We start from the raw sequence: 11,620 nt of genomic DNA on the forward strand, positions 1-11,620 counted from the left end.
AGCATGACGCCGAATCCCGCGATAATGAAGGCCGTCGAGCAACTGAACTACCGAGTGACCCTCGGAGATGTTGCCACAAAGGCGGGTTTAGAACTGAATCTCACCGAGCGAGGACTCCTAGCACTGGCATCCGATGCCGGAGGACACCTGCAAGTGGCCGAAACTGGGGATATAGTTTACCAGTTTCCCAAGAATTTTCGGTCGATTCTTCGCAATAAGTATTGGAAACTGCGGTGGCAGCAAACCTGGGACAAAATTTGGGGCGTGCTGTTTTACGGTATTCGTATTTCCTTTGGGATCGTTCTGATTGCTTCGATTCTGCTGATTGCCGTGGCGATCGCGGCGATTTTAATAGCGGCGGCTTCCAGTCGCGATGAAGGCGGGGGCGATCGCGATGGGGGAGGGACGTTCTTTTTCCCGTTCTATTGGTTCTCGGACTTATTTTGGTTTTTTAGTCCCAACTACGGCTACTACGATACCTATCCCCGTTCTCGTTCGTCTCGAAACCGCAAGTTCAAGCGCGGCAACCCATCGAGAGATGACCAGATGAACTTTCTCGAAGCGGTTTTCTCGTTTATTTTCGGCGATGGCAACCCCAATGCCGACAAAGAAGAACGGCGCTGGCAAGAAATCGGGACGGTGATTCGCAACCATCGCGGTGCCGTGGTTGCCGAGCAAATTTCCCCCTACCTCGACGAGTTGGGCAACGAATTCGCCCGAGATTACGAAGAGTATATGTTGCCGGTGCTGGCGCGGTTTAACGGTCGTCCGGAGGTGAGTGCCCAGGGGGAACTGGTGTATCATTTCCCGGAACTGCAAACCACGGCCACGGAGAGTTCGGCATTGCAAGCGGTTCCCAACTATTTCCAAGAACGACTCTGGCGCTTTTCTCGGGCAAGTTCGAGTCAACTGATGATGGCTGGGGGTTTGGGGGCGCTGAATGTGATTTTGGCGCTGATGCTGGGGTCGTTGCTGGGGGATGGGCAGATTGCCGCCCAATTGGGGGGATTGGTTCTATTCGCCGAATCGATTTACGGCTTGCTGCTGGCTTACGGCATCGGATTTCTGGCGATTCCCCTGGTGCGGTATTTTTGGATTCAATGGCGCAACGGATCGATTGGAGAGCGCAATCAAGAACGCCACAGCCGGGAGATTCCCCTGGCGCAACCGACTGCCCAACTCCAGGAAAAACTCGCCTATGCCGAAAAATTTGCCGCCCAAAAGACGATCGATACCGACGATCTGGCCTACACCACGGAAACGGATCTCGCCGAGCAAGAATTCGATCGGGCCGATAAAATCGATGCGGAGTGGCAGCGTCGCTTGGAGTCGGGATCGTAAGAACGCCACATGCAACTCGCCATCTCTTGACCATCTCTGCCATTTTTTAGTCTGTAGTCTGAGTATCCCCCACCGAGTGCTCGCTCCTCAAGGGTCGAGCGCTCTACGATCGAACTTTTGTCTAAACTACAGTTCCTGACCTCCCCACTTTTGGCACAGATCTATGCTCTTCGCAGGAACCGGAGTGTAAGGAGGGGCGCGATCGCATTTCTGCGCTGAGAGAGCGGCAGTGAGACCCGTTTGAGTGGCGGATTCTGGAATTGCTGGAGCAAGCAGTGGTGTTAACTCCGGTGGAATTGAGGTATCTTATCGGTAGAGATAAGCATTCGTTTAACGGTTGCTTTGGCTTGTCCCCATACTTGAAAGTCTCTAAAATCTCTCAATCTTCAATTCTCCCATTCGAAGTGAATTTTAAGTGTTCTGGCGCTCCCGCGCGACCGCTAATGCTTACAATGACTAAATCTTTGGGATCGGCCAAATCCTTATCTGATTTCTGACGATTAAATGCGTTGGCTCTGGGTGACTACTTGACTAGATTTACTCTCAATTCAGAATCGGAAAAATGCCCTCAATTAAACGCTTAGAGGAAAAACGAGAAGATTTGGATGAAGCCTATGAAAAGTTACGCAAAAAGTTAAGAAAAATCAGAAAACGTTACATTATCGAGACAGATACGGGAGAACAATTTAAGCTTGAGGAAGAAATTGAGGAATGTAAAGAGAAAATTGAAGAAATAGAGGAAGAAATTGACGATATAGATGTAAAAATAAAGAGTCACAATAGACTCAAAAGTTCTAGCGTTCTAAACAAAGGTGAAAGTAATAATGAATTATACAAAGCTTTACTCAAGTTGGGGTATTGGGAGCAACAGCGATTGTTTGAAAAGATTGTTATAACCCAAAAAGAATCTCATGGTGCATTTCTAATTCACGGCCAATCTAAGGACTATGGTCAAAGGTGGTTGCTTCATAGATTAGCACGGGTAGTTTCTAAAGAATTTGAAGGAAAAAATATAGTTATTGATTTAGATAGAACAACCTTAAGAACTGATGTTTCCAGTATTTGGGAAGACTTTGCTATCTGGGTTGATTTAGAAGACCAAAGTACCCCTTGTCAAATTGTAACTAGAATTTTTAAGCTATGGCAATCACAAAATGTCTTGATCTGTTTTAATAATGTCAATCGATATATTGAAGATAACTTGATAGATTTAATGGATAGTTTATGGACTACGCTGGTTGAAAATATCTCCGACAATAAACAACATCGATTCAAATTGTTAGTATTTTTTCTGGATTATCAAGGAATTGTCAGGTCGTGGAAGCTGGGTTTTGTGACTGATTATGAGCCAAATTATAAAACTAGATTCCCATTTGATTTGCCGGAATTAGTTCCCTTTTCGGCAGAAGTTCTCAGAAACTGGCTCGAACAGCAAAGCGACCATTTACCGGAGACGATTTCTCTTGATAAAGAAGAAACGATTCAACGACTTTTGGAAAAGAAAGGAATTCCAGAGCCAACTATTCGCAAAATTTGCGCTCTATGCGGCTGTAATTGGTTTGAACAGGAGAAGAAATGGCTGCCCCTATAAATGAAAATAATTCTAAATACAAGGGTCGAGTTCAGCCCCAACAAGCTGGGAAAATGTATCAGGGAAAACCAATTTATCCCTATCTTCCCAGTCAGGAATTAATAGACGCAGTTAATTTAGCGATTTACTTAAAGCGTCCATTGCTGCTAAGAGGTGAACCTGGATGTGGTAAGACCAAATTAGCTATTGCAGTCGCCTATGAGTTAGGACTACCTTTCGAGGCTTGGTATATCAAATCAACTAGCCGAGCCAAAGACGGACTGTATGCATATGATACGGTTGGCAGGTTGCGGGATGCTCAATTGGCTGCGTCTGGTTCATTGACACCGGAAGAAAAGCAACGATTTGACGATCCAACTTCCTATGTGCGTCTGGGACCACTGGGACGAGCATTTAAGAATGAAAAGCGTACGGTTTTCTTGATTGATGAAATTGATAAAGCTGATATTGATTTTCCCAATGACTTGCTTCTAGAACTCGATGAACAAGTTATTAAAATTGAAGAAGTTAGAGTCGAGAATAAAGAAATGGAAATCAATGCTAAAGCTGCGCCGATTGTCTTTATAACGAGTAATGATGAGAAGGATTTACCAGATGCTTTCTTACGCCGATGTTTATTCCACTACGTTAAATTTCCCGAATCTAATCAGATTGTGCAGATTGTCAAGGCTAGATTTCCTAAAATTGCAGATCAACTGGCAAAAGAAGCTGTTTCCCGGTTTTTAGAATTGCGTGAATTAATGCAAGAGGAAACAGGAAGATATTCTAAAAATGTAAGCACTAGTGAGTTATTGGACTGGATTGGAGCACTAAAGCAAGATACTTTGGAAGAGGCATTAAAAAAAATATCACAAAAACAGCTCCCTTATTTAGAAGTGTTGCTCAAAAGTTGGGAAGCACATGTTAGTTATCTGAGGTTGAGTAACGATCGTGAATGAGCCAGCACTTTTAGAATTATTCAATCGCCTCCGAGAAGCCGGACTGCTGTTAGGGTTAGAGGAGTATTACCTGTTACTCCAAGCGCTGGATGCTGGTTTTGGGAATGAAGATCGCAATGCTTTATCTCAACTTTGTTGCACTCTTTGGGTTAAATCAGAGGAGGAGAAACTTATCTTCCAAGAGTATTTTTACCAGTTAATTCATGAAGATACTTTGCCACATATTTTACCAAGTAAGACGAAAGAAAGTCAGTCTCAAAAAAGCATTGTAGATAGCTCAAAAGCCGATGATGCAAATGCTAAAAAGCCTAAATCTGTTCGAGGGATTCGATACGTTATTTTTGGAGTTATTTCTTCCCTAGTAACAGCGATAGTTATCCCTTGGCTATTTCCACCAACACCGTCAAAAAATCCTGGTATCTTAAGCTTTAAGGTCATTCCCTTCTCTAACAACCTTGGTAACATACAAGAAAATGACAAAAATCCCGAAATTAGAATTGCTCGTACTGGTGGAAGTAGAGGTGAGGTGAGCGCAACAATTATTATCGACGAAACAGATGATTATTATCTAGAGCAATCATTTAATTATTTGGAATTATTGATAGATGGAAAAGACGATTATTTGAGCAAAATAAGAGCATCCTTGAATGATTTCAAGGATCAATCGATCTCTGTGACCTTTGCTGATGGTAAATCTGGAGTACAAAAAGTTGATATTCTTATCTTAGATGACGAAATTTATGAGGGCACGGAGAAGGTTACTTTACAATTAACTAACCCTCAAGGACAAGTCACAATAAGTCCACAAGACACTGCTACATTAACTATTACAGATCGAGAAGATATAAAATTCTGGGCTTGGTTTCATACTTTCGTAGAACGGTTTGGCGGTTGGGTAGACCTGTGTCTAATCACAATTGCAAGTTTGTCGATTCTATTAATTGCTGTCCAAATGAGAAGGATGCGCAAAAGAATGAGAGCTTGTGATAATGAAGATACTGAAGATCTGACAAATCTACCGATAGCCAAGCTCTCCCCTCAAGTTATTCAGACCCTCTTTGACGAAATACAAGTTGCCAAGGCAATCAAACAGCCTGATAGTCAGCTTGGAGAGACTTTCCCCATCATAACCAAAGATATTCCCGTTACCTATCGGCAAATGAAGCAGGGGTGGCGCTATCTGCGACATTTGATTCGAGAGGGCGTACCCACGGAACTGGATCTCGAAGAAACCATAGATCGAATTGGACAACAGGGTTTTCTACTCAATCCGGTACTAAAGCCTCGTCGCATCAATAAGATAGAACTCTTATTACTCATAGATCGAGATGGCTCCATGGTTCCTTTTCATCACCTCTCACAAGCACTTGTAGATACAGCTTCAAGAGGCGGACATTTTAATCAAGTTAGAGTTTATTATTTCCATAACTGTCCCAGTGACGACCTTTACCAAGATCCATACCACCTAGAAGCAGTACCCATTGAAGATTGTCTATCACAACTGTCCAACACGAGAGTTGTTTGCTTAATCTTTAGTGATGCCGGTGCGGCTCGCGGACAGTTTAGTTCTAAGCGTCGTCGTCGCACGAAATTTTTCCTCAAGGAGTTAAAACAATATGTACATCACATTGCTTGGCTTAATCCTTTTCCCCGCGAGCGTTGGGAATTCACTACGGCTGACGAAATTGCGAGCCTAGTTCCGATGTTTGGATTGAATCGTCAAGAACTTTATCAAGCCATAGAGACATTGCGCGGGCGAGAGCAAAAGTTCGGGAAATCAATCCGTTAGTATGACCCCAGCTAATTCATCTGCCACTGAAATTCCTTCACCAGAAATTTCCCAAAGAATTCAATCCTTTGGGGAGAAATTTGGTGAAGCGCATCTGTATCTAGCCTATCATGCCGCGTTCCCTCTTGCTCTCACACCTCATTTACTATATAGCCTGTGGGCTAACTTTCAGCAAGATATACAGGGTGAAAATTTAAACATCCCTTGGATAGCTGTAGCCGACTTAATACTATCCCCTCTATGCCATGAAGTGGGACGCGAGCTATACGAGATGGAGTTTGAAACGCGAAATGTATTGCTAGAGCAACTCAATAATAATCCTCGATTTAATAAAAATAATCATCAGCGCATTGAGACCTTAGCTCATTTTCTGCTGGCTTATATACAACGACAACTCAATAGTCCGAAGAATTCCGTTCGGACTATTGCTCAAGCTCAACGCTGGACTGCGCTAGCATATATCTACCCGGAAGCAGCAGCCCGTGACTTAGCTTTACAACTCACCAAACTCAGTCTCGATGAAAAAACAGAGTGGGTGCGGATGTCTAAGCTAGCGGAAACACTGGCTGCTCCTCTAAGGGATGCGCAATTTGAGCCTTTGCTGACTTACCTTCAAGGGATGCGCGATTTGGCTCGCGGCAACGAACAAGAAGCAGAATCTAAATTTAATCAATTGCCAACCCACAACAACCGCATAGTAGTAGCCGGAGTGACTTTATCGATTCCGCAATTTGAGAAGTCAGTTTGGAATATTAATACGGTTCAAATCCCTCCTCCTTCCTTACATAGATTTGAGTTTGAAATGGTTCAACTGATTAAACCACCTATATTCCAGAGATTGGGGTCAAAATGGGTTATCAGTCGTCATCGAGGTCAGGCAGAAGTTTTTTATGCACAACTGGAAAAGAGGATTGTACTGGAAATGGTGCAGATACCAGGAGGGGAATTTCAAATGGGTTCACCTGAGAAGGAGGGAGACTATCGAGAACAACCTCAACATCTAGTTAACGTTGCTCCCTTCTTCCTGAGTAGATTTCCTGTTACTCAGATGCAGTGGTTTGCGATAGCCAGGAAAGATAAAGTTAGGATTGAATTACCGTCTGCTCCATCGCGCTTCCCAGGTGAAAACCTGCCAGTAGAACACGTAACCTGGTTCGAGGCCATTGAGTTCTGCGAGCGCTTGCAACTACAAACAGGTAGGCCCTATCGCCTACCCAGTGAAGCAGAATGGGAATATGCCTGTCGTGCTGGGACAGAGACTCCTTTTTATTTTGGTAAAACCATTTCTCCCAAAGTAGCGACTTATGATGGCACTCAAAAATATCGTTCTGGACCAAAGGGTAAATCTAGTAAACAGACAACTGAAGTTGGTTCTCATCAAGTAGCTAATGCCTTTGGACTAAATGATTTGCATGGTAATGTCTGGGAGTGGTGTGCCGACCACTGGCATGATAACTATATTAATGCGACCTTAGACGGATCTGCTAGGATCACTAATTATAGAGCGTCACATCGAGTAATACGGGGTGGGTCTTGGCTTGACCCTCCAAACGTGTGTCGTTCTAGCTATCGCAATGGTGTTCCTCCAGGCAACAAGATTCTCACAATCGGCTTTCGAGTCGCTTTGTCTAGATAAGTCAAAAATTCAGATTAAATCACACATAATTTCAGCTTTTTTATTTGATAAACAAACTTTTGATGGAGCACTCAATATGAGTATTCTCTCTGAACTTCAAAGCCGGAAACTCGGATTAATAGAATTACTATCAATGGGGTTTTATGTTTATCTAAAAAACTTGAAACCTATCCTACTGGTGTTTTGTACGATATCTTTACCTTTCCAGATAATTATTTCAGCTTTGGCTCTAACGATTAATAATCCTAATTCAGTATCATTATTAGTGGTATTTTATATTGTTTTATTTGTTTTCATCCTATTTTCACAGATATATTTCATAGCCACAGCAGTTATTACAGATAATTATGTTCACGGTAGAAATACTAATTATCAGAGTGTAATAAAAAAAATATTTGCGAACATAATTCCCCTATTATTACTAGGGTCTCGGTTTACTATCATCTTTTATCTACGATTTCTGTTACTTTTAATCCCAGGAATAATTTATATAATAAATAATCAATACTATGGGCTTGCTGTTATTCTCCGAGACCAAAGGGGAAAAGCAGCTTTCGCTTACAGTCGATCTATCGTTCAAGGTAATTGGTGGAGAGTATTCTTCTTTGGTTGTTTAATATTTTTGCTCTCTTTTGGATTACAAACAATCTTTAGTAAATTATTAAATACTCTTCCTTTTATGAACACTTTTTGGGTGACCCTCCTTTCACAAATCTTACCTGTATTTATTACAATTGGCATTGGGATTGGTGGTATAATTTTATTTTTTAATTTAGATTTTCAGAAAAGTTCAGAGAGCTAATTAAACCGTAACTCCTATAGATTTAAACCAATTTCTTGTTCAATTGAATTAATTCGCAACTCAAGTTTATCAAGTTCTCCCTGTGCTTCTTCTATTTGCACATCTAACTGAAGCTCAACACTAGGGTCGTTTACAATAGCACGTTTTTTACGCAATCTACGGAGCTTTTCGCTGAGTAACTTATAAGGCTGTTGTAAATCGTCTAATTCTTGCTCAAGGCGACGACGCTGGCGAGGTGTTAAACTGCCTTTAACATTCTCTGTGCACTTCTCTTCGGGACCCAGCTCGTCTGTCGAGAATCGCGAACCATCCCGAACTTTTTTTGGGTTCAACTCCTCAACCGTTCTGCGAATCCCTCTAGCAATATCCGCAAAAGCCTGGTCTTGTTCCTCCCAGTTCTTGACCGGCTTAGCATTCTTGGGCAAAGCTTGCAGCTTTCCAAAAGGTGCTCCTTTCCAGTCCACCTCGCGCAGAATAATTGGAATAATGCGGGCTTCCTCTGTCTCATGTCGTTTCATTGCCCGCTTTAACTCAACCCCCCAGCAGAAATCCGATGCCAGGAAATCTGCACTAATCAACAGCAGAATCACCTGAGCTGAGTTCAGGTGCTGTTCAATTGAGTGCTTCCACTCAGTTCCTGCATCAATCTCGCGGTCATACCAGGTGGCAATTACCTTCTGCCGTTCCAAGAGTCGGAGGTGCTTAGCCAGTTCGTCCCGCAGTTCCTCATCCTCATGGGCGTAGGAGAAAAAGACTTCAATAGCTTGATTCTCTGCACGAGCGCTCATAGCAACTTCCTTGTAAAAGTATCTTAATATTTCCGTTGTAGCTAACTACAATCCGGGAAGTTGGGGTCAGGTGGTGAGGCTCTTAGAGGACGTATAGCACTCGCCACTCAGTATTGAACGGTTCATCAAAACCCCAAACTCTGCGCCGCTTTACCCTTGGCTTCCTTGCCACGCCGATCCTACTGAGCCGTGCTCTTCGAGAAGTTATGACCTACCCACTTCTGTACCGTAACAATATCAACTCCCGCATGCAACAAATCCGAGCAAAACGTCCGGCGAAAATCGCGAGCGCTTAACGGACGTATCCCAGCTTCTTCCGCCCGTTTGTTCACAATAAGCAACATTAAATGCGGACATATCGTTCTATTTTCAAACCCAAAATACTTGGAATTACCCGGTAAAATTCGGTAGGATGCACGCACCCAGTTAATTTTCGACCCATCGCCGAATGAAACTTGTTTCCGAGCCTTCCATTCCTCAGAAGATTCAAAAGATGAAAGAACGGGTGCGATGGGAGCATCCAGCCTTTGCCGAACGAGGCATCGATCGCACCGGGTTGGTTCTCGACGACGGCGGACAAGACGACCCGGTTTTTTCGTTTCTCGTGTTTGGCGATAGCGGCACCGGTCGCCATCGGGGAGACAGTCCCCAGCGTCGAGTCGCCGAAGCGGCCCTGGCCATTGGCGAAGGTTGTCGGTTTACCCTGCATACGGGGGATGTCGTCTATTTAGTCGGTTCGAGCGAGCAATACCCGGATAATTTCATCCAACCCTATCGCGAGTATCTCGTCGGTGGGGACAAACCTGAAGAGATTGCTTACGATCGCATGGTGTTCCAACAACCAATGCTGCCGGTGTTGGGAAACCACGACTATTACGATCTGCCGTTAATTTGGGGGTTGATTTCCCAGGCTGCCTTACCCCTGCGTCGGGTGCTGCGCTCGCAATTCAATCTCGATGTGGATGTGGGCTGGCACGGGTCGTTTGGGGGGGATGCCTATGCTCGGGCGTTTCTGGACTACCGGCGCACCCTCGATAGCGATCGCCTCGCCGCTCATCTCGATCGCCACTACACCGCTAAAAATTCGATCGGGCGCTGCCTGCACTACCAACCCGGAGAATTTACCCGCCTACCCAACCGCTACTACAGCTTTCGCTACGGCGGCATCGACTTTTTTGCCCTCGATTCCAATACCTTTAACGAGCCCCAACCGCTGCCCAAAAGCAAAGAAGGACAGCAAAAGCGGCAGCACCTGAAAGCCCGTCGTACCGAACTCGAACGGGAACGGTTGCAGTTGTTGCAAAAAGCGACCCATCTCAATGCGGCTGATGTTGATGCCTCGGATACCTTAGACGATCTCTACACCAATGCCGAGCAACTCTCGGAACAAATCTTCGATATCGACAAACAACTGGCCGATACCAAAGGCAAGGTGGTAGTGGACTTCGAGCAACTCAACTGGCTGCGGCAGCGGTTGATCGAGTCTTGGAGTGACAATCGGGTGCGCGGCCGGATTGTTTACTTTCACCATCCCCCCTACGTCACCGAAGCCACCAAGTGGGACCAGGGACAAACCCTCGCCATTCGCCATAACCTGCGGCAAGTCCTCGATGGCGTCGCTGAAGCCGTTGGTCCGCTTCGGGGCGATCGCCCGTTGGTGGATCTGATTTTAAACGGTCACGCCCACTGTTTGGAGTACCTGCGCACGGGGGAAACCGGTCACGGAGATGCGAATATCAATTGGATCGTCTGCGGCGGTAGCGGCTTTAGTTTGCGACGGCAGCGATTGGATAGCGATCGGATTTTGGAAACCCATGCAGGCCTTACCCGCGAAATCGCCCGATCGCACCTCTACCTCGGACGAACGGGGTGGGGGACGAAGAAACGCCGCCCTTACTCGGCTTTGCGGATTGATGTGGCCGCGGGTTGTCCCCCAAAATTGACGATCCGACCGTTTGTGGTGGAGCAGTTTCAGCGTCAGTGGAAGAACTATGAGATCGAACCGTTTACGATTTGAAGTCCGATCGGTTGAAGTCGGAAAATTCGATCGTGCCTTCGATTCTGGAATTCCCAGTACTCCACCACATTAATTCTGAGGGATTGTCGGGTGAGTCTTTTCCCCAGACGGAACCCACCCCTTACCCCTCGGTGAGAGGGGAAGTATAGCCATATTCAGTGATGTTAGGACAATTTAGTGCGTTCGCGAAGCGTGTGCGTCAGCACAAACATCTTGCTCGCGTTCCCAATCGATCGCGCCAAAAAAAGGTTCTAATCAGTCAGAATACCGCTATAGAATCAACACACAACCAAACCAGTGTGGAGGACTACTAGAATCTTCAGAGGTGCAACCCATTCGACTTCTGATATCATGTCGGCACGATCGTCCTCAATAATAAAACTTCTCCGCGTCCCCCATCTCCTCGTCTCCGCGTCAGTGTTCGCGATGGGTATTCAAGCAAACATTGTATGACACCGACCCGATCGATCTACAAACTGCGATCGGGGTTGATCGTGAAGTGACTTAAAAAGCGGGCGGCGGGAATCGAACCCGCATCATTAGCTTGGAAGGCTAAGGTTTTACCACTAAACTACGCCCGCGTTGTGCGCTTTACTAGCGTAGCATATCTTGTTTGGAGTTCAACACATTTTTTCGATCGACGTCAGGCGCAGGCGAACGAAATGTGGCGAGCAATGGGGAATGAATATCAAGTCCATCTCCCCATCTCCCCATCTCA

At 45.2% G+C, this 11,620-nt stretch carries 9 protein-coding genes and 1 tRNA gene; 7 read left to right on the forward strand and 3 right to left on the reverse strand.

Annotated features, from left to right (window positions below; genetic code table 11):
• Nucleotides 1–3: 3 nt before the first annotated feature.
• The 6 genes from AC2215_RS12900 to AC2215_RS12925 all read left to right on the forward strand — a co-directional run bounded on the left by AC2215_RS12900 (nucleotide 4) and on the right by AC2215_RS12925 (nucleotide 8,097).
• Complete coding sequence (locus AC2215_RS12900) at nucleotides 4–1,341, forward strand: hypothetical protein (RefSeq protein WP_486810412.1); 1,338 nt, start codon at nucleotides 4–6, stop codon at nucleotides 1,339–1,341.
• A gap of 562 nt (nucleotides 1,342–1,903) precedes the next feature.
• On the forward strand, nucleotides 1,904–2,932 hold the full coding sequence (locus AC2215_RS12905; RefSeq protein ID WP_486810413.1) for a hypothetical protein: 1,029 nt from the start codon (nucleotides 1,904–1,906) through the stop codon (nucleotides 2,930–2,932).
• Entirely contained in the window at nucleotides 2,917–3,870 is a 954-nt protein-coding gene (locus AC2215_RS12910; RefSeq protein WP_486810414.1) for an AAA family ATPase, read from the forward strand. The genes AC2215_RS12905 and AC2215_RS12910 overlap by 16 nt, the downstream gene beginning before the upstream one ends.
• Nucleotides 3,863–5,659 carry a Calx-beta domain-containing protein gene (locus AC2215_RS12915; RefSeq protein ID WP_486810415.1) on the forward strand — a complete coding sequence of 599 codons (1,797 nt, stop codon included), beginning with the start codon at nucleotides 3,863–3,865 and terminating at the stop codon, nucleotides 5,657–5,659. The genes AC2215_RS12910 and AC2215_RS12915 overlap by 8 nt, the downstream gene beginning before the upstream one ends.
• Before the next feature lies 1 nt (nucleotide 5,660).
• A complete protein-coding gene (locus AC2215_RS12920) occupies nucleotides 5,661–7,295 on the forward strand; it encodes a formylglycine-generating enzyme family protein (protein WP_486810416.1) in 1,635 nt (544 codons plus the stop codon).
• Between the two features lie 76 nt (nucleotides 7,296–7,371).
• Entirely contained in the window at nucleotides 7,372–8,097 is a 726-nt protein-coding gene (locus AC2215_RS12925) for a hypothetical protein (protein WP_486810417.1), read from the forward strand.
• 14 nt (nucleotides 8,098–8,111) lie between these two features.
• Here AC2215_RS12925 and AC2215_RS12930 read toward each other — a convergent pair whose 3' ends face one another.
• Both AC2215_RS12930 and AC2215_RS12935 read right to left on the reverse strand, forming a co-directional pair.
• On the reverse strand, nucleotides 8,112–8,885 hold the full coding sequence (locus AC2215_RS12930; protein ID WP_486810418.1) for a toll/interleukin-1 receptor domain-containing protein: 774 nt from the start codon (nucleotides 8,883–8,885) through the stop codon (nucleotides 8,112–8,114).
• Between the two features lie 179 nt (nucleotides 8,886–9,064).
• Nucleotides 9,065–9,307, reverse strand: a complete 243-nt coding sequence (locus AC2215_RS12935; protein WP_486810419.1) for a tyrosine-type recombinase/integrase — start codon at nucleotides 9,305–9,307, stop codon at nucleotides 9,065–9,067.
• A 26-nt stretch (nucleotides 9,308–9,333) separates the two neighbouring features.
• Here AC2215_RS12935 and AC2215_RS12940 point away from each other — a divergent pair, with 26 nt between their 5' ends.
• Nucleotides 9,334–10,902 (forward strand): metallophosphoesterase family protein, encoded by a 1,569-nt coding sequence (locus tag AC2215_RS12940; RefSeq protein ID WP_486810420.1) that lies wholly within the window; start codon nucleotides 9,334–9,336, stop codon nucleotides 10,900–10,902.
• Between the two features lie 510 nt (nucleotides 10,903–11,412).
• Here the strand turns inward: AC2215_RS12940 and AC2215_RS12945 are convergent.
• A tRNA-Gly gene (locus AC2215_RS12945) sits at nucleotides 11,413–11,483 on the reverse strand.
• Nucleotides 11,484–11,620 lie beyond the last annotated feature (137 nt).

Source organism: Zarconia sp. (genome assembly GCF_057467645.1).